This window comes from Pseudomonas gregormendelii, assembly GCF_017114825.1.
Classification (GTDB): Bacteria; Pseudomonadota; Gammaproteobacteria; order Pseudomonadales; family Pseudomonadaceae; genus Aquipseudomonas; species Aquipseudomonas gregormendelii.
The window spans coordinates 83,074-101,226 of sequence record NZ_JADEVO010000014.1 but is presented as its reverse complement, the minus strand read 5'-3'; the positions used below and the strand labels follow the sequence as shown (position 1 = coordinate 101,226).

16 protein-coding genes are annotated in these 18,153 nt (G+C 61.3%); 5 read left to right on the top strand and 11 right to left on the bottom strand.

Going from position 1 to position 18,153, the window contains the following annotated elements:
* Window positions 1–184: 184 nt before the first annotated feature.
* Both ercA and IMW75_RS12175 read left to right on the top strand, forming a co-directional pair.
* A complete protein-coding gene (ercA, locus tag IMW75_RS12180) occupies window positions 185–1,348 on the top strand; it encodes an alcohol dehydrogenase-like regulatory protein ErcA (protein ID WP_045060453.1) in 1,164 nt (387 codons plus the stop codon).
* Window positions 1,332–2,996, top strand: a complete 1,665-nt coding sequence (locus IMW75_RS12175; RefSeq protein ID WP_205892741.1) for a PAS domain-containing hybrid sensor histidine kinase/response regulator — start codon at window positions 1,332–1,334, stop codon at window positions 2,994–2,996. The genes ercA and IMW75_RS12175 overlap by 17 nt, the downstream gene beginning before the upstream one ends.
* Here the strand turns inward: IMW75_RS12175 and IMW75_RS12170 are convergent.
* From IMW75_RS12170 to IMW75_RS12140, 7 genes are all read right to left on the bottom strand, one after another.
* Window positions 2,981–3,865, bottom strand: a complete 885-nt coding sequence (locus IMW75_RS12170) for an aldose 1-epimerase (RefSeq protein ID WP_205892740.1) — start codon at window positions 3,863–3,865, stop codon at window positions 2,981–2,983. The two genes, IMW75_RS12175 and IMW75_RS12170, sit on opposite strands and share 16 nt — an antisense overlap.
* Before the next feature lie 148 nt (window positions 3,866–4,013).
* On the bottom strand, window positions 4,014–5,294 hold the full coding sequence (locus IMW75_RS12165; protein ID WP_045060456.1) for a TRAP transporter large permease: 1,281 nt from the start codon (window positions 5,292–5,294) through the stop codon (window positions 4,014–4,016).
* Entirely contained in the window at window positions 5,295–5,822 is a 528-nt protein-coding gene (locus tag IMW75_RS12160) for a TRAP transporter small permease (protein ID WP_205892739.1), read from the bottom strand. It abuts the gene before it with no gap.
* A 79-nt stretch (window positions 5,823–5,901) separates the two neighbouring features.
* Entirely contained in the window at window positions 5,902–6,873 is a 972-nt protein-coding gene (locus IMW75_RS12155) for a TRAP transporter substrate-binding protein (protein WP_045060458.1), read from the bottom strand.
* A gap of 62 nt (window positions 6,874–6,935) precedes the next feature.
* Window positions 6,936–7,829 (bottom strand): SMP-30/gluconolactonase/LRE family protein, encoded by an 894-nt coding sequence (locus IMW75_RS12150; RefSeq protein WP_205892738.1) that lies wholly within the window; start codon window positions 7,827–7,829, stop codon window positions 6,936–6,938.
* 45 nt (window positions 7,830–7,874) lie between these two features.
* Window positions 7,875–8,693: an NAD-dependent epimerase/dehydratase family protein gene (locus IMW75_RS12145; protein WP_205892737.1), complete on the bottom strand. Its 819-nt coding sequence runs from the start codon at window positions 8,691–8,693 to the stop codon at window positions 7,875–7,877.
* A gap of 147 nt (window positions 8,694–8,840) precedes the next feature.
* A complete protein-coding gene (locus IMW75_RS12140) occupies window positions 8,841–10,136 on the bottom strand; it encodes an OprD family porin (protein WP_045060461.1) in 1,296 nt (431 codons plus the stop codon).
* Between the two features lie 233 nt (window positions 10,137–10,369).
* Between IMW75_RS12140 and IMW75_RS12135 the strand changes: the two genes are divergently transcribed.
* Both IMW75_RS12135 and IMW75_RS12130 read left to right on the top strand, forming a co-directional pair.
* Window positions 10,370–12,025: an MFS transporter gene (locus tag IMW75_RS12135; protein WP_045060462.1), complete on the top strand. Its 1,656-nt coding sequence runs from the start codon at window positions 10,370–10,372 to the stop codon at window positions 12,023–12,025.
* Window positions 12,022–13,167: an HlyD family secretion protein gene (locus tag IMW75_RS12130; protein ID WP_205892736.1), complete on the top strand. Its 1,146-nt coding sequence runs from the start codon at window positions 12,022–12,024 to the stop codon at window positions 13,165–13,167. Before IMW75_RS12135 ends, IMW75_RS12130 begins: the two co-directional genes overlap by 4 nt.
* A gap of 132 nt (window positions 13,168–13,299) precedes the next feature.
* Here the strand turns inward: IMW75_RS12130 and copD are convergent, their stop codons facing one another.
* Complete coding sequence (gene copD / locus IMW75_RS12125; RefSeq protein ID WP_205892735.1) at window positions 13,300–14,160, bottom strand: copper homeostasis membrane protein CopD; 861 nt, start codon at window positions 14,158–14,160, stop codon at window positions 13,300–13,302.
* A gap of 3 nt (window positions 14,161–14,163) precedes the next feature.
* Window positions 14,164–14,529, bottom strand: a complete 366-nt coding sequence (copC, locus tag IMW75_RS12120) for a copper homeostasis periplasmic binding protein CopC (protein ID WP_205892757.1) — start codon at window positions 14,527–14,529, stop codon at window positions 14,164–14,166.
* Between the two features lie 141 nt (window positions 14,530–14,670).
* Between copC and IMW75_RS12115 the strand changes: the two genes are divergently transcribed.
* Window positions 14,671–15,291: a TetR/AcrR family transcriptional regulator gene (locus tag IMW75_RS12115; RefSeq protein ID WP_122839627.1), complete on the top strand. Its 621-nt coding sequence runs from the start codon at window positions 14,671–14,673 to the stop codon at window positions 15,289–15,291.
* 172 nt (window positions 15,292–15,463) lie between these two features.
* On the opposite strand, the gene preA is transcribed toward IMW75_RS12115, so the two are convergent.
* Together preA and IMW75_RS12105 are read right to left on the bottom strand one after the other, a co-directional pair.
* Window positions 15,464–16,738 carry an NAD-dependent dihydropyrimidine dehydrogenase subunit PreA gene (gene preA / locus IMW75_RS12110; protein WP_205892734.1) on the bottom strand — a complete coding sequence of 425 codons (1,275 nt, stop codon included), beginning with the start codon at window positions 16,736–16,738 and terminating at the stop codon, window positions 15,464–15,466.
* The gene (locus tag IMW75_RS12105) at window positions 16,739–18,106 is read right to left on the bottom strand and encodes an FAD-dependent oxidoreductase (RefSeq protein ID WP_205892733.1); all 1,368 of its coding nucleotides are present in this window, start codon (window positions 18,104–18,106) and stop codon (window positions 16,739–16,741) included.
* Window positions 18,107–18,153: the final 47 nt, after the last annotated feature.

The following is an 18,153-nucleotide window of genomic DNA, read 5'->3' as shown; positions in this document are numbered from 1 at the left end:
GCTTGCCGACGATGGCGTGCGCACAATCTACGCAAGGCTTCAGGGCCTCATCGCCGGCAAGCCGGCTCCCACAAGGAATCTGTTGTCATTTCAGCCTTTAGCTACCCATTGGTCTGATTGCATTCACCGCCGGATGGGGTAGTGTGGCTTTACCTTCCAAAACAATAAAAACACAGGCTTTCCAATGAGCCAAAGTCTCAGCCAGCTGCGTAAATTCGTTTCACCTGAAATCATCTTCGGTGCCGGTTGCCGGCATAACGTCGGCAACTATGCCAAGACTTTTGGTGCGCGCAAGGTCCTGGTGGTCAGTGACCCCGGGGTGATTGCCGCCGGGTGGGTGGCCGATGTCGAGGCCAGCCTGCAGGCCCAGGGCATCGACTACTTTCTCTACAGCGACGTGTCGCCCAATCCCCGGGTCGAAGAAGTCATGCTCGGTGCCGAGCTGTACCGGGAAAACCACTGCGATGTGATCGTCGCCGTGGGCGGCGGCAGCCCGATGGATTGCGGCAAGGGCATCGGCATCGTCGTCGCCCATGGCCGCAACATCCTCGAGTTCGAAGGGGTGGACACCATTCGCGTGCCGAGCCCGCCGCTGATCCTGATCCCCACGACCGCCGGCACCTCGGCGGATGTTTCGCAATTCGTGATCATCTCCAACCAGCAGGAGCGCATGAAGTTCTCCATCGTCAGCAAGGCGGTGGTGCCGGACGTGTCGCTGATCGACCCGGAAACCACCTTGAGCATGGACCCGTTCCTGTCGGCCTGTACCGGAATCGATGCCTTGGTGCACGCGATTGAGGCTTTCGTGTCGACCGGTCACGGGCCCTTGACCGATCCCCATGCGCTGGAAGCCATGCGCCTGATCAACGGCAACCTGGTACAGATGATCGCCAACCCCACGGACATTGCCCTGCGCGAGAAAATCATGCTCGGCAGCATGCAGGCCGGGCTGGCGTTTTCCAACGCGATCCTCGGTGCGGTGCATGCGATGTCCCACAGCCTTGGCGGTTTCCTCGACTTGCCCCATGGCCTGTGCAATGCGGTACTGGTGGAACACGTGGTGGCGTTCAACTACAACTCGGCGCCGGAGCGTTTCAAGGTCATCGCCGAGACCTTTGGCATCGACTGCCGTGGCCTCAATCACCGGCAGATCTGCGGGCGCCTGGTGGAACATCTGATCGCGCTCAAACACGCGATCGGCTTCCATGAAACCCTCGGCCTGCACGGCGTGCGCACCGCGGACATTCCGTTTCTCTCGCAGCACGCCATGGACGACCCGTGCATCCTCACCAACCCTCGCGAGTCCAGTCAGCGTGATGTCGAGGTCGTCTATGGCGAAGCCCTCTGACGAGCAGCAACGGGCGCTCGCCGGGCTGCTGGGATTAGGCAGCCACTCGGCGCGCAAAAGCCACTACCCGGAGCTGGCCGCGCGCCTGGAAGAGCTGGAAGCCGAACGCAATCGCTACAAATGGCTCTTTGAAAATGCCGTGCAGGGGATCTTCCAGGCCAGCCTGCTCGAAGGCATGCGTGCGGCCAATCCGGCGCTGGCGCGGATGCTCGGCTACCAGGACCCGCAGGACGTGTTGTTTTCCCTGGCGGACCTGGCGAGCAACCTGTTCGTCGGCGGTGCGCAGGAGCTGGCCAATATCGGCGAGATCCTCAGGCACCAGGGCAGCTTGCACGGCTACGAAACCCAATTGCGGCGCAATGACGGCAGCAGCCTCGATGTGTTGATGAACCTGTTGCTCAAGCCTGATCAGGAAGGCCTGGTGGAAGGTTTTGTGACCGACATCACCGAGCGCAAACTGGCCCAGGAGCGCCTGCAACAGCTCAACGACGAACTGGAGCAGCGGGTCAACGCGCGCACCGACGAACTGCTCGAGGCCCGGGACGCCGCCGAGGCCGCCAATCGCAGCAAGGACAAGTACCTCGCCGCCGCCAGCCATGACCTGCTGCAACCGCTCAACGCCGCGCGCCTGCTTATCTCGACCTTGCGCGAGCGCAAGTTGCCCGACATCGAGCAGGTCCTGGTGGAGCGTACCCATCAGGCACTGGAAGGCGCCGAAGACCTGCTCACGGACCTGCTGGACATTTCACGGCTCGACCAGGCCGCCGTCAAACCGGACATCGCGCTGTATCGCCTCGACGAGTTGCTTGGGCCCCTGGTATCCGAGTTCCAGTCCGTCGCCGAGGCCGACGGCCTGCACCTGCGCGTGCACATGGGCGACTACGCGATCAGCACCGACTTGCGCCTGATGACGCGCATCCTGCGCAATTTTCTCAGCAATGCCTGCCGCTATACCGACCAGGGCAGCATCCTGCTGGCGGCCCGACGCCGGGGCGAGATGCTGCGCCTGGAGGTGTGGGACACCGGGCGCGGGATTGACCCGGACCGCCTGGATTCGATTTTCCTCGAGTTCAACCAGCTGGATGTCGGCCGCGCTGCCGATCGCAAGGGCGTCGGGTTGGGGCTGGCGATTGTCGAGCGCATCGCCAAGATTCTCGAGTACCGCGTGCAGGTTCATTCGCTGCCGGGGCGTGGTTCCAGATTCAGCATCGAGGTGCCCATGTCCCGGGAAGTGCCGCTGCCGATCAGCCTCGCGGCGCCGCAGCCGGGCACCGGTAATCCGTTGCCGGGGCGTCGTTTGCTGGTGCTGGACAATGAAGTCAGCATCCTTGACAGCATGCGGGCGCTGCTTGGGCAGTGGGGCTGCGAGGTGGTGACGGCCACCGACCAGGCCTCGGCGTTGAGCGCACTGGCCGGGCGGGCGCCGGAGCTGATCCTGGCCGACTATCACCTGGACCACGGGGTGGTGGGCTGTGAAGTGGTCAGGCACTTGCGCGAGCATTTTGCCCAGGCAATTCCTGCTGTCATCATCACCGCCGATCGCACCGATCAATGCCGTCGCTCATTGCGGCGCCTGGATGCACCGCTGCTGAACAAACCGGTGAAGCCTGGCAAGTTGCGCGCGGTGCTCAGTCAGTTGCTGGGGTAGGGCAGCGCGCGATATTGCAGGCTGAAACCCAGCTCGGCAGACTGACCTTGTGCCAGCAGGCGCAAGCCCGGCCGCCCGGGCAGGTGATGGGCATTGACCGGATGGCTTACCGGTTCGATACAGAAGAATCCCAAGTCAACCGGGCAATACAGCAGGTAGTAATCGCTGCCGCTGGCCTCGCACTGCAGTTCGTAGCCCAGGTCCGGTTGCTGGATCAGGCAGTGGCCGTCCCATTGGCAGAAACCGTTGTCGACCAGGGTGTCCGGCAGCGCTTGCAGTTGCTGAAAATCCCATCGGTCGGGGATCGAATCAAGTCGGGTAGGCAGTCTGGACGCGTCGCACATCCAGACCTGTCGGGCAGTTGCCTGCAGACGGGTGCCGGCGGTGCGCGGCAGATAAGGATGCAGTCCCAGCCCATGCCACGCGGCATGCTCGGCCAGATGCGTAACCTGCACCTCGATACTCAAGCGGCCCTCGCTCAAGTGAAAGCGTTGCCGGGCGCGATAGGCGAAGGGGATGCTGCAGTCCAGTTGCAGCACCACTTCATCCTGCGTGTGGGAAACGACCTGCCACGGCTGTTGCCAGGCACTGCCGTGGATGGGTAGCGGGTCGGTGAGGCTGTTGGGCGCCAGGGCAAGCCAGCCATCGGGGCAGTCGAAACCGCCTTCGGCGATCCGGTTGGACCAGGGCACCAGCGGGAAGCAGCCGAGCTTGCCCGGCAGGCCTGTGTTCAATGCCTGCGCATCGTTGTACCGCAGCAATGGCTGGCCGGTACTGCGTACGGTCCAGTTGACGATGCTGCCGCCGAGTGCGGGGGCGAGGGTCAGGTGGGTGAGTTCGTCTTCGAGTTCGAGCAGTGTTGGCGCCATAGCCGTTAACCTATCTGAAAAACACCGAGATCCCCGTAGGAGCTGCCGAAGGCTGCGATCTTGGCTGTAAAAAACAAGATCAAAAGATCGCAGCCTCGTTGCACTCGGCAGCTCCTACGGCAGCTCCTGCAGTAGCTGCATTGGCCTTTTACAACACCAGATGCGGCAACCACAGCGACAGTGCAGGAACGTAAGTCACCGCGATCAGCACCAGGAACAGCACGGCATAAAAAGGCAGCAGTGCGATCACGGTTTTTTCGATAGTGACTTTACCCACGGCAGACCCCACAAACAGTACCGCGCCTACGGGCGGCGTGATCAATCCTATGCCCAGGTTCACCAGCATGATCATGCCGAAGTGCACCGGGTCGACGCCTATGCCAAGAATCACCGGCAGCAGGATGGGTGTCAGGATCAGGATCAAGGGCGCCATGTCCATCACCGCGCCGAGAATCAGCAGCATGACGTTGATGCACATCAGGATCACGTAGCGGTTGTCTGACAGGGTCAGGAACATGGTGGTGATCTTTGCCGGAATCTGCATCAGCGTCATGATGTAGCCGAAGCTGGCGGCGAAACCGATCAGGATCATCACGATGGAAATGGTCCGGACCGTGCGGTGCATCAGTTTCGGCAGCTCACTCCATTTGTAGTCGCGATAGATGAACATGGTCACGAAAAACGCCCAGAGCACGGCGATGGCCGCAGACTCCGTGGCGGTGAAAATACCGGACAGAATGCCGCCGAGGATGATGACCATCGCCATCAAACCCCACATCGCTTCGCCGCATATTTTCAGCGCCTGCTTGAGGGGAATGACCTCGCCCTTGGGGTAGTTGCGCTTTTTCGCGAAGATCAGGCAGAGCACCATCAGGCAGGCGCTCATCAACAGCCCCGGTACGATACCCGCCATGAACAGCGAAGCAATCGACACCGTGCCGCCGGCAGCCAGTGAGTAAATCACCGAGTTGTGGCTGGGAGGCGTCAACAGGGCCTGGACCGACCCGCTGATGGTCACGGCCGTGGCGAATTCCCGTGGATAACCCTTGCGCTCCATTTCCGGAATCAGTACAGAGCCCACTGACGCGGTATCCGCCACCGAGGAGCCGGAAATCGCCCCGAAGAATGTCGAGGCCATGATGTTGACCAGCGACAGGCCGCCGCGCACGAAGCCCACCAGCACCCCGGCAAAGGCGACCAACCGGCGGGACATGCCTCCCTCGGCCATGATCGCGCCCGCGAGCACGAAGAACGGAATCGCCAGCAGGGAGAATTTGTTCACACCACCGGCGACTTGAATCATCAGCGCCTGAAACGGAATGTCGATCCACCATGCGCCGATCAGCGCAGAGAGCCCCAAGGCATAGGCGACCGGCATGCCGATCATGATCAAAGCGAGAAAACTGCCCAGCAGAATCAGAGCGTCCATTTATACGGCACCTTCGCTTTCTTCAACCAGGTCGAAACGCACGACCCGACGGTTGCTCTGATCACCGAGCAGGAGTTTTTCCAGGACAAAAATCAGCGTGAGCAGACCGCCCACGGGGATCGGCATATAGGCAATGCCCACGCGCAGCGTCGGCAGGGCGCTCATGAACTGGTTCCAGGTGGACATGCACAGTTTGGTGCCCCAGACAGTCATGAACAGGCAGACCGTGGCCATCAGCAGTTGCGAGAAGATCCCCACGACTCTGCGTACTTCGGGCGTCATCCGGTCGGTCACCATGGCCACCGCCATGTGCGCACCGGCGCGATAACTGGCCGCCGCGCCGATGAATGTGAAGACCATCATCAGCAAAATGGCGGTGGGCTCCGGCCAACTGGAGCCGGTGCCGAGGACATAACGAGCGAAAACGCCCCAGGGAATGATCAGGGCAATGGCCAGCACCGACAGCCCGGCGACCCAGATGCAGGTCATGTAAATCTTGTCATTGATGCGCAGCAGCAGATTCTTCATCGGGTTTCACCGTAACCGGGCGCGCGCTGGGCTACACAGACGTCAGCGGCGCCGGCCTTTCATGAGTGCCTGGGAGGGGTTATTGGACCGCTTCGATACGCTTGATCAGATCGGCATAGGGCGCGCCGTATTTTTCGCGGATCGACGCGGTGGCCTCGTAGAAAGGTTTTTTGTCGACGGTGATGAACTCGACGCCGGCCGCCTTGAGTTTCTCCTCACTGCTGGCGGACTTCGCGTCCCATAGGGTGCGCTCCTGGGCCTGCGCGGCCTTGGCGGTTTTCTTCACCAGCACTTGCTGGTCGGGGGTGAGCTTGTCCCAGGTGATTTTCGACATCACGATGGGTTCCGGCAGGATCAGGTGGCCGGTGAGGCTGTAGAACTTGGCATTCTGGTAGTGGTTGTGTTCGAGCAGGGTGGGCGGGTTGTTTTCCGCGCCGTCGATCACCCCGGTCTGCAGGGCGCTGAAGATCTCCCCGGTGTCCATCGCAATGCCGTTGCCGCCCATGGCGTTGATGGTTTCGATGAACATCGGGTTGCCTTGTACGCGGATCTTCATGCCCTTGAGGTCTTCAAGGCTGCGCACCGGTTTTTTGGTGTAGATGTTGCGCGTGCCGCCGTCCATCCAGGCCAGGGCGACCAGGCCGAATTCGGAATCGGTGATCTTGGCGAGGATTTCGTCGCCCACCTCACCGTCGATGACCTTGCGCATGTGCGCCTGGTCGCGGAACACGAACGGCATGTTGAACACGTTCACGTCCGGTACCACGGGACCGACGATGCCAAGGCTGACCCGGGCCATCTGGATGGCGCCTACCTGGGCCTGTTCGACCACTTCCTTTTCCGAGCCGAGTACGCCGCCGGCAAACATCTTGAAAGTCAGCTTGCCGTCACTGTCGGCCACCAGGGTTTTACCCAGCTGCTCTTCGGCCACGACGGTGGGGTAACCGGCCGGATGGATGTCGGCGAATTTGATTTCCAGTGCCTGGGCGGCACTGCTGAGGGTGAAGGCCAGGGGGAGTGCAGCGGCGAGCAAGGTGCGTTTGAAGTCCATGGGGCAATTCTCCAGTCTTGTTGTTTTTTTTATTCAAGGCACAGCAGATTCAGCAAGGGCGTTTACAGCGAGTGATTGAACAGCGGTTCCGGCAAACCCTGGACGCCAGGGTTGAGGGCGAACACGCCACCGGCCAGTGACTGTGGATCCTGGTCGTCACCGGGGCGGATCGACGTCACGAATAGCGTGTCGAGCCGACTGCCACCGAAGGCGCACATCGTCGGTTTTTTCACAGGTACCGCCAGCGATCGGTCGAGGCGGCCATCGGGGGTAAAGCGATGAATCAGCCCGGCATCATTGGCGCAGATCCAGTAGCAACCCTCGGCGTCCACCGCGGCACCGTCGGGACGACCTTCGTACTGGTTCATGTCGACGAACAGTCGGCGGTTGGTTGGGGTACCCGTGTCGATGTCATAGTCGAAGGCCCAGATCTGCCGGACCAGTGGGTGTGAATCGGAGAGATACAGGGTGCGGCCATCCGGGCTGAAGCCCAGGCCATTGGGCACGATGAACCCGCCCAGCCTGGCTTCAAGTGGCCCCGTCTGCCCGGCGCTGTAGCGGTAAAGGCTGCCATTGGCGGCGTTGGCGCCCATGTTCAGCACCATGCTGCCCGCCCAGAAGCGGCCCTGACGATCACAGCGCCCGTCGTTGAGGCGCATGTCTGCTCGCGCGTGGTCGACATGCGCCAGCGGCTCACTGTCCAGGCTGCCATCGCTGTGCGGTTGCAGCCGGAAGAACCCGCTTTCCATCCCGGCGACCCAGCTGCCATCGCTTTGACGAGCGATGCAAGCCAGCATCTGCGGGGTTTTCCAGGCGTGTACGTGGCCAGTATCAGCGCTCCAGCGTTGCAGGCCGCCGTTGGGAATATCCACCCAGTACAGAGCATTTTCCACGGCGACCCACACCGGGCTTTCTCCAACCGCATTGCGGGCATCGACAATCAGTTCTGCGTGCATGGCCACTCATTCCCTTGGTTATTTTTGTGGGGACTGTTGCGCGGCTCAGTCGCCGAACGGGCCGGCGGCACAGAATGCCCCACCCTGGTAGACCCGCGCCGGATCATCGGCAGCAGGCATCGGTTGGGCCTCGACCTGGTCGCGGAACACTTCGGAGCTGTCTTGCGCCACATAACCAAGGCCCGCAGCCAAGCGGTTGTCCCACCAGACTTGCTTGTTGTCGGACATGCCGTACACCACGGTATGGCCCACGTTGGGTGCATGGAGTGCGCGTTCGAGCAGCTGGGTCAGGTCACCGAAGCTCAGCCAGGTGCTCATCATCCGGCGGTTTTGCGGGACCGGGAGCGAAGAGCCGATCCGGATGCTGACGGTCTCGATGCCGTAGCGATCGAAGTAGAACGTCGCCATGTCCTCGCCATAGGATTTGGACAGGCCGTAGTAGCTGTCCGGACGGCGCGGGGAGTGGGCATCGAGGATCTCGCCCTGCTGGTAGAAGCCGATGACGTGGTTGGAACTGGCGAAAATCACGCGCTTGACGCCATGCTTGCGCGCCGCTTCGTAGATGTGAAACACGCCGCAGATATTGGCGCCTAGGATCTCTTCGAACGGACGCTCCACCGACACCCCGCCGAAGTGCAGGATGGCGTCCACGCCTTCGACGAGCTTATCCACGGCCTGCTTGTCCGCGAGGTCACAGATGACGACCTCCTCGCGATCATCCACCGCCGGGCTGATATCGGCGATATCCGAAAGACGAATGACATGGGCATAGGGTCGCATGCTTTCGCGCAGCACTTTGCCAAGGCCGCCCGCAGCGCCGGTGAGCAGCAGGCGATTGAATGGAGCTGTAGGGTGAGTAGTCATGAGAGTCCCTGGACAAGCAGTTATTATTTAATTTGTTGTAGGTTGTCGTACGACGCAGAGAAGTATCCGTAGAGTTTTCCGCTCTTGTCAACGCGACTTAGGTTGAAAGTCGATGCAGGTATTCAAACCACTTCGCTGCTGGGCGGATTACAACAACGAAAGCGGGTAGCTGATGAAAATCCGGTTTTCGTCAAATTCGTTGGTGCTGAAATCCTTGCGGATCGACGCATTGCGCCACTTCACGTTGAGATTTTTCAGCGCGCCGCTTTGCACGGTGTAGGCCAGTTCCGACTCGCGGCCCCATTCCTTGCCGTCGGTGATGGCACCGGTGTGCACGTTATCGCCGCTGATGTAGCGGTTCATCATGGTCAGGCCAGGAATGCCCAGGGCGACGAAGTTGTAGTCATGACGCAGCTGCCAGGATTTTTCCTTGGCGTTGTCATAGCTGGAGTTGTAGCTGTCGTTGGCCAGGGTGCCGCCGCTGGTGCCGTTGACACGCATCCAGGCGCTGTCGCCCGTCAGCTTTTGCAGGCCGACGTAAAAGGTGTTGCCGCCATATTTGGCCGAGAGCATTGCAAAGGTGGTCTTGTTTTCCATGTCGCCGGCCAGGGCGCTGCCATCTTCCTTGCCGTTAAAAAAGCCGAGGTTGGCACCCAGGGTCCAGTCGCCCAACGGCTGGCTGTGACTGAGGTTGAAGTACTGCTGCTGGTAGATGTCGCTGAGTTCCGAATACCAGACGCCGACCAGGGTGCGCTTGTCGTTGAAGGTGTATTCACCCCCTGCGAAGTTGAAGCGGTCCGAGGTGAACGCCGCGCGGCCATTCATGGACATGTCTTCCATGCTTGCATCGTTGCGCGGGCTGTTCTGGCGGAACTGGCCGCCGTAGAGCGTCAAACCGCTGATCTCGGTGGAGGTGACCTGGCCACCGCGGAAGGTCTGCGGCAGTGAGCGCCCATCGTCCGAGCGCAGCACGGGCAATACCGGCATCCATTCGCCGACCTTGAGTTCGGTCTTGGAAATCTTGCCCTTGACCGCTACGCCCATGCGCCCGAAATTGTCGGCAGGGCGCCCGTCATCGTGAATCGGCAGCAACTGTGTACCACCCGTGCCTTTGCCTCCGTCGAGCTTTTGCGAGTACATGCCGAGCACATCCACACCAAAGCCGACCGGGCCTTGGGTAAATCCGGACTTGGCGTCGAGGATGAAGCTCTGCGTCCACTCCTCAGCCTTGCCCTGGGGATAGGCCGGGTTGGTGTAGTTGCGGTTGAAGTACGCATTGCGCAGGTTCAGCGTCGCCTTGCTGTCATCGACAAACCCTTCTGCCTGGCTGGCGAGGGGCAGGGCCAGAACGATCCCGCCGAGGCTGAGCAGGCTGAGGGTATGACGGCGGGCAAAAGTCGGGCGAGGGGTGCAGGCGAAGGAATGGCGGACGAGTTGACTCACAGTGACGCTCCCTTTGTATTTTTGTTTTTATGGTTGTTATACGTCGTCGTACAACATATGGGTGATTATTTGCGAGGTGTCAGCGGGTTGTCAATCGGAAGTTATACGATGACTTCATGCTTGAGGGCGCCGTGACCTCTGAGGGCCGGGAGGGCGATAGACCAACAGGATATGGGTGTTGGCTAACAAGGTTTTACGGCAAACTGGCACGACCTCCGACACAAGGCCACTGAATGGATCATTACGCCCCGCGCAACTGGCAGCCCCACGAGCGGCCCAGCTTGCCCGGTTCGCCTTCCACGCCGCTGCACTCCACGCCCAAACGCCTGGCCTATGCGCTGGTCGGATTGCTGGTGGCGTTGACCGGGGGGTTGGGAAACTCCCTGGTGATTGCCAACCTGCCTTATCTGCAGGGCGCGCTGGGTGCGACCACCGCCGAGATGGCCTGGCTGCCGGCCGCGTACGTGATGACCAATGTGTCGATGAACCTGCTGCTGGTGAAGTTTCGCCAGCAGTTCGGCTTGCGCGCGTTCACCGAAGTGTTCCTGGTGCTCTACGCGTTGGTGACCTTCGGCCACTTGTTCGTCAACGACCTGAATTCGGCGATTGCAGTACGGGCGGCGCACGGCATGGTCGGGGCGGCGTTGAGTTCGTTGGGGCTGTACTACATGATCCAGGCGTTCCCCGCGAAGTGGCGCATGAAGGCGCTGGTGCTCGGGCTTGGGACTTCGCAGCTGGCTCTGCCCCTGGCCCGGCTGTTTTCCGAAGACTTGCTGCAGATCGCCGAATGGCGCGGCCTGTACCTGTTCGAACTGGGCATGGCGCTGTTGTCCCTGGGGTGCGTGTTCCTGCTCAAACTGCCCCCCGGGGACCGTTTCAAGACTTTCGAAAAACTCGACTTCCTGACGTTCGCCATTCTGGCCAGCGGCGTCGCACTGCTCTGCGCGGTGCTCTCGCTGGGGCGTATCGACTGGTGGCTGGAAGCACCCTGGATTGGCGTGGCGTCGGCGGGTTCCATCGCGCTGATCATGACCGGCCTTGCCATCGAGCATAACCGCAGCAACCCGATGCTGATGACTCGCTGGCTGGGCAGCGGGGTGATGATTCGCCTGGCCCTGGCGGTGGTGCTGATTCGCATGGTGGCCTCGGAGCAGTCCACCGGCGCCGTCGGCTTCATGCAAGCCCTGAACATGAGCACCCAGCAGCTGCACAGCCTGTATGTGGTGATGATGATCGGCAGCATTGCCGGGCTGGTCACCAGCGCGCTGACCATCAACCCCAAGCACCTGTTCAGCCCGTTGATCGTGTCGCTGGCATTGATGGCTGTCGGTTCGGTGATCGACAGCCATTCGAATAACCTGACCCGTCCGGAAAACCTGTATTTCAGCCAGTTCCTGCTGGCATTCGGCAGTACGTTTTTTCTCGGGCCGACCATGGTGCTGGGCACGCGCAATGTATTGACCAACCCACGCAACCTGGTGAGCTTCTCGGTGCTGTTTGGTATCTGCCAGAACCTCGGCGGCTTGATCGGTGCAGCGTTGCTGGGCACTTTTCAGATCGTTCGCGAGAAATTTCACTCCAGTAACATTGTCGAACACCTGGTGTTGACCGATCCGCTGGTGGCTGCGCGGGTCCAGAGCGGCAGCAATGCCCTGGGTTCGGTGATCGCCGATCCAGCCTTGCGCAATCTGCAGGGCATACGCAGCCTGGCGACGGCCGCTACGCGCGAGGCCAATGTGCTGGCCTATAACGACGTGTTCATGCTCATCGCAGTGATCGCCGTGCTGACGATGATCTGGATCTCCATTCGCGCCCTGTGGCTGATGAGCACTACAAAGAACGTCACTCCAACGCCTTCCGACTCCACCAGCGGTGCCACACCTTCATGACCGAACCGACCACGACGACCACCAACGCCATTGCCGCCACCCCCGAGGGCGTCGCGCCACCGTCCACGCCCGCCACCGAGCCGCGCTCGCTACGGGTTCGAGTGCTTTCATCGATGGGCTTTGCGGCGATCGCCCTGGTGGGTGTGCTGATCGTGTTGTACGCCTGGCAGTTGCCACCGTTCAGCAGCGCGATCGAGACCACGGAAAATGCATTGGTGCGCGGCCAGGTGACCATCATCGGTCCGCAGCTCAGCGGCTACGTTTATGAAGTGCCGGTGTCGGACTTCCAGTTCGTCAAGACCGGCGACTTGCTGGTGCGCCTGGATGACCGGATCTACCAGCAGCGCCTGGACCAAGCCCTGGCACAACTGGCGGTGCAAAAAGCCGGCTTGGCTAACGTAGTGCAGCAACGCAACAGCGCCGAGGCCACCATCAAGCTGCGCCAGGCAGCAGTCGCCGACAGCCAGGCGCAGGCGCGCAAAAGTGCCGCCGACCTGCGCCGTAATAACGAGTTGGTTCGCGATGGTTCGGTGTCCAGGCGCGAGCTGGATGTGAGCCTGGCGGCGAACGCGCAGTCGATTGCCGCGGTCGCCCAGGCCCAGGCCAATCTGGAGATCGCCCGCCAGGATCTGCAGTCAGTGATCGTCAATCGAGGCTCACTGGAAGCGGCAGTGGCGAGCGCGGATGCCGCGGTGCAACTGGCGCGCATCGACCTTTCCAATACCCGAATCGTTGCGCCCCGGGACGGCCAGCTGGGGCAGATCGGTGTACGTCTGGGGGCTTATGTCAACTCCGGCGCGCAGCTGATGGCCCTGGTACCGCATCAGCTGTGGGTGATTGCCAACATGAAGGAAACCCAGATGAACAACGTGCGGGTCGGCCAGCCGGTGACGTTCACGGTGGATGCACTGGACCACCGCAAGTTCAAGGGCCGGGTGCAGCGGATCTCACCCGGTACCGGTTCTGAATTTGCGCTGCTGCAAGCCGACAACGCCACCGGCAACTTCGTCAAGATCGCCCAGCGGGTGCCGGTGCGGATTACCGTGGACGAAGATCAGGCCGAGAGCGAGCGGCTGCGGCCGGGGATGTCGGTGGTGGTGAGCATTGATACGGCGGCTTCAGGCGACGCCGCAGCCCCATAACATCGCAGTGGCGAGCAAGCTGACACAACATCTGTGGGAGCAAAGCTTGCTCGCGATCACGATCTACCAGTCGATTTGAATGGCCTGGCACTGCGCAATCGCGAGCAAGCTTTGCTCCCACAGATATCTCGTTCAGGCGGCCACCAGCGGTGGCATGGTGCCCAGCAACGACACTGCCGCCACCGCGCCAATCCCTAATAGCCACTCCATGATCACGCTGGTTTTCAGCGCCCCCATGCGCTGGTCGCAATCATTGACCCGCAGCCGATTGAACAACGCCAGGCCCAGCATCGCCGCCGCCAACCCGACCTTGATCAACAGAATCAAGGCAAATCCCGACCACAATGGCGTCGGCCACAGCTGGCCCGTCAGTACTCGCACGTTGATCAGCCCCGTCAACACCAATCCCGCCACCAGCGCGTAACCCACACCACTGAACCGCTGGAGAATGACGCCGATCGGGTGGACTGATGCCTGGCGCAAGATCATCACCAGCAGCATCAAGCCACCCAGCCAGATGCCCACGCACACCAGGTGCACGATCTGATTGAGGATCAGCAGTTGGCCGTTCAAGCCATCCAGCATGGCGCCATGGCCCACGGGAGCGAGCGTCGCCAGCAACAAGCCACCCAGTACCAGACGCGGCAGCAGGGAGGTCTGCCAGCGTGTGAACAGCAACGCCAGTACCAGCCCGTTGAGTAACAGATGCCAGCGCCATACCTGGCCGAAAAAAGTGTTGCCCATCACCAGTTGCAGGGTCGGCAGATCAAGGGCGGCCGCCCAGTCCCCAGCCATGCTGGCAGTGATCAATAGCAACCAGCAGACGCCGCTCACCAACGCCACCGCCGCCAGCCATCGGCTCACCCGCGCCAGCGGCTGATCCAGCGTGGTAATGCCACGCCCTAACAGCAGGGGCCTGAACACCCAGGCCCCGACCAGCATCAGCACCACGGTGAAATGCAAAAAGCGGCACAGCACCATCGCGCTTGTCATGAGTTACTGGCCAACCTTGAAGCTGTACGCGCCTTCACTTTTGTGGGTATCGACGGACACCGCGTGCCATTCGACCTTGTAAGAGCCTGCAGACAAAGGCGCTTGCGGCGTCACCACCAGGGTTTTCTTGTCACTGCCTTCGGTGGCCAGGCTTTTAACCGGTACGTTGCTGCCGTCCTTGCTCAGGGTCACCTTGGTAAAGGTCGCTTCCACACCTTCGGAAAATACCAGGCGCAACTCGGCCGGTGCGCTGACCGTGCTGTCGGCGGCCGGGCTCTGGCTTTTCAGGTGGGCATGAGCGAACACCGACGAGGTGGCGAACAGCGAGCCGAGGAGGGTGACGGTGGTCAGGGTTTTCTTGAGCGTCATCATGGAATACCTCTGGGGGCAGGTTGGAAGAGAGGTGCAGTTTACCTTCCAGGGCGCGCCGGGACGAAGTTTCGTTTTGCCCTGTCGCCGCGAAGTAGAGCGGATGCTAGTCTTGAGCAACGCTGTCGTCAGGGAGCCCTCATGGGCAATCACAAGATCGAGATCCGTCGCAGTAACGTCGAGAAGATTCTGCTGGGGGCTGAAAAGGTCTTCGCCGAGAAAGGCTTCGGCAGCACCGCCATGGCCGACATTGCCGCCGAAGTGCAACTGCCGCGCTCCAACCTGCATTACTACTTCAGCACCAAGAGCGAACTCTACAGTGCAGTGCTGTTCGACCTGCTGGAAGTGTGGAAACAGGATGCCCTGTGCTTCGAAATGTTCGACGACCCGCGCGTGGTCCTGAGCAGCTACATCCGCGCCAAGATGCAACATTCGCGCAGCCGTCCGTACGGCTCCAAGGTCTGGGCCAACGAAATCATCCACGGTGCCCCGACGCTGGGTGAGGCACTGGACGCCAGCCTGTACGACTGGGCCAAGATGAAGGAAGCGAAAATCCGTCAGTGGGTGGAAGACAAACGCATCCTGCCGGTGGAGCCCTCCAGCCTGCTCTACATGATCTGGGCGTCGACCCAGCACTACGCCGACTTTGATCATCAGGTGAATATCCTCAATGATCACCAGCCATTGTCCGATATGCAGTTTGAGCGGGCGGTGCAGACGGTGACGAGTGTGATTTTGCGCGGGATTGGGTTGGAGCCCTAGATGTCCCATACATCAGTGGGTGTTGGCCAGGGAGTCGTCGGTCTGTGGTGCGCTTGAAAAGATCGCAGCCTCGTTGCACTCGACAGCTCCTACCGGGGTGGAGTGGGGTGGCGCTGGGGCCGGGTAGGATCTGTCGAGTGCAACGAGGCTGCGATCTTCTACTGTTTAAAGGTCAGACCGCGACATGGTAGGGGTTACGCGGATCGTGGTTCCAGTCCAGGAACGGCTTGCCGCTGTCGATCGGCACCATCTCGATGCAGTCCTGCACCGGGCAGGTGATCTGGCACAAGTTGCAGCCCACACATTCATCGTCGATCACTTGATACTTGTGCGTGCCATCGGCCTGCTTGAGGCTGGCCACCGCCTGGTGCGAGGTGTCTTCGCAGGCGATGTGGCAACGGCCGCAGCCGATGCAGGCCTCCTGGTCGATCTTGGCGATGACCTGGTAGTTGATGTCGAGGTACTTCCAGTCCGTTGTATTAGCCACCGCACGCCCGGAAAAGTCCGCGATGCTGGCGTAGCCCTGACTGTCCATCCAGCGTGACAGGCCGTCTTTCATCTCCTCGACGATCCTGAAACCATGCAGCATCGCTGCCGTGCACACCTGCACCGTGCCGCTGCCGAGCGCGATGAACTCCGCCGCATCGCGCCATGTGCCAATGCCGCCGATGCCGGAGATGGGTAGCCGCTGTGTCTGCGGGTCGCGAGCGATCTCGGCGACCATGTTCAGGGCGATGGGCTTGACTGCCGAACCGCAGTAACCACCGTGGGTACTCTGGCTACCGACCACCGGGTTGGCGACCATGCGTTCGAGGTTGACGCTGGTGATGGAGTTGATGGTATTGATCAGCGATACCGCATCGGCACCGCCGCGATGGGCGGCGCGGGCGGCGACGCGAATGTCGGTGATGTTGGGCGTGAGCTTGACGATCACCGGCAGCGAGCAGTAGGTCTTGCACCAGCGCGTGACCTGTTCGACGTACTCCGGCACCTGGCCGACCGCTGCGCCCATGCCGCGCTCGGGCATGCCATGGGGGCAGCCGAAGTTGAGTTCGATGCCGTCAGCACCGGTCGCTTCCACCAGCGGCAGAATGAATTTCCACGACTCTTCCACGCAAGGCACCATCAGCGAGACGATCAGCGCGCGGTCCGGCCAGTCCTTTTTGACCTGGGTGATTTCCCGCAGGTTGATTTCCAGGGAGCGGTCGGTAATCAGCTCGATGTTATTGAAACCCATGACTTCCCGGTTGGCGCCAAACAGCGCCGAGTAGCGTGATGACACGTTGACTGCTGCCGGGTCCTCGCCCAGGGTTTTCCAGACCACGCCACCCCAGCCAGCCTCGAAGGCGCGGACTACGTTATAAGCCTTGTCGGTGGGCGGTGCGGAAGCCAGCCAGAAGGGGTTGGGGGCTTTGATACCGGCGAAGTTGATCGAGAGATCGGCCATTTACGCAGCCTCCACATTGAGCATGAGTTGGGTGTGGATGGCCTCGGCGGCCAGTTTGCCGTGTTGCACCGCTTGCACGGTGAGGTCCTGATCGAGGCTGGTGCAATCGCCGCCCGCGTACACGCCAGGAATGCTGGTGCGCAGCTGTTCATCGACCTGGATGCGCTCGCCCTGGCGCTTCAATTCCCGGGCCAGTGGGTCGGCGAGTGCAGCGGTATCGAAGGCTTGGCCGATGGCTTTAAAAATCGCGTCGGCTGCCAGTTCGAAGGTTTCACCGGTGGTTTGCAGCCGATCTTCTACCAGCACGGTGCGGGCGAAGCGCATGCCACGCACGTTACCCAGGTCATCGAGCAACACTTGCTCCGGTTGGGCCCAGGTCAGCAGGCGCACCTGATTGGCTTTGGCGATGTCCTGCTCGTGGCCCGTGGCGCCCATTTCCTCGACGCCCCGGCGGTACACCAGGTTGACGTCGCGGGCGCCGAGGCGGGCCATTTGCACGGCCATGTCGATGGCCGTGTTGCCGGCGCCGAGGACGATACAGCGATCAGCCAGGGGCAATTGGGTCAGGTCGTCGGCCTGGCGCAGTTCGCGGATGTAGTCGGTGGCGGCGAGCAGTCCCGGCGCATCTTCGTGGGCCAGGCCCAGCTGCTTGCTGGCGTTCAGGCCAATGCCGAGGAATACCGCGTCGAATTGCTGGTGCAGTTCACTGAGGGTCAGGTTTTCGCCGAGTTTTTGCCCGTGACGGATTTCGATGCCGCCGATTTGCAGGAGGAAATCCAGCTCTTTCTGGGCGTAGTCGTCCACCAGTTTGTACTTGGCGATGCCGTACTCGTTGAGGCCGCCGGCCTTTTCCCGTGCCTCGAAGATCACCACGTCGTGGCCGTGCATGGCACTGCGGTGGGCGCAGGACAGCCCGGCGGGACCGGCACCCACCACTGCGATGCGTTTGCCGGTAGCCGCCGCACGGGAGAATGGATGCGTGCTGAAGTGCGCGTTGTCGACTGCGTAGCGTTGCAGCAGGCCGATCAGTACCGGTGCGCACTCATGATCGTTGTTGCGCACGCAGGCCTGCTGGCAAAGAATTTCCGTGGGACAGACCCGCGCACAACTGCCGCCCAGTATGTTCGCGGAGAGTATTTTATGGGCGGCACCTTGCACGTTGTCCGCATGGATATTGCGGATGAACGACGGGATATCGATTTCACTTGGGCAAGCATTCACACAGGGCGCGTCGTAGCAGTAGAGGCAGCGCGAAGCCTCCAAGTGCGCCTGCCGGTCGTTGAGTGGTGGCGCCAGGTCGGTAAAGTGACCGGCGAGGGCGACCGCACTTTCATGGGGATGCGGGAGGTGGTTCAAGCTCTTGATCACGGTGTTGGCCTCACGGTTATTGAGGTGCTGCCTCTGGTGGGCAGTGG